Below are 626 nucleotides of genomic sequence, written 5' to 3' on the forward strand. Positions count from 1 at the left end.
AAAAATCTCACGGGAAAAAATAAAACGTCTCTCCCATAAAGGCCGTCTGAATATTTCAGACGGCCTTTTCGATATGGAACACATTTTTGTTTCCATATTTATGGTTATGCAACATCAACAAACATACGCAAAAAACCGTCAAATCAAAAAAAGCATATGCGTTTTGTGTTAAAGTAAACGTTATTTAGCGGCTGTTTTGCGTCCAGGCCGTCTGAAAGGTTTTATGTTATGAACTTTTTCCGCAAGACTGTTTTATTTTTAGTCGTCCTCTCCATATTTGCTGCCTGCGGCTCCTTTATTTCCCAATACGTTTTGGGCATGAACCCGTGCGTATTGTGCATCCTGCAACGCTTGTGCGTATTGGCTGTCGGGCTGTTGGCCATTGTTACGGCATTTAGTTCTCAATCTTCCAAATTTGCCCGCTCGCTCTCGGCATTGTTGATTGCCGCTCCGGCCGTTTATGGCGCAGGTGTCGCCGCCTATCAAATTTGGCTGCAAAGCCTGCCGCCCGGCACCGCCCCTTCTTGCGGCGCACCTTGGACCTTCCGCTTGCGCGACTGGCCTTTGTTCGATTGGTTTGAACCCATCGTTCGCGGCTTTGGCAACTGCGCCGAGCCGGACTATCT

1 protein-coding gene is annotated in these 626 nt (G+C 47.8%); it reads left to right on the forward strand.

Going from position 1 to position 626, the window contains the following annotated elements:
• Positions 1–228: 228 nt before the first annotated feature.
• A partial coding sequence (locus tag ACTHUM_RS17430; RefSeq protein WP_440403616.1) for a disulfide bond formation protein B occupies positions 229–626 on the forward strand: 398 nt, incomplete at its 3' end.

It is taken from the genome of Neisseria sp. P0021.S006, assembly GCF_051956895.1.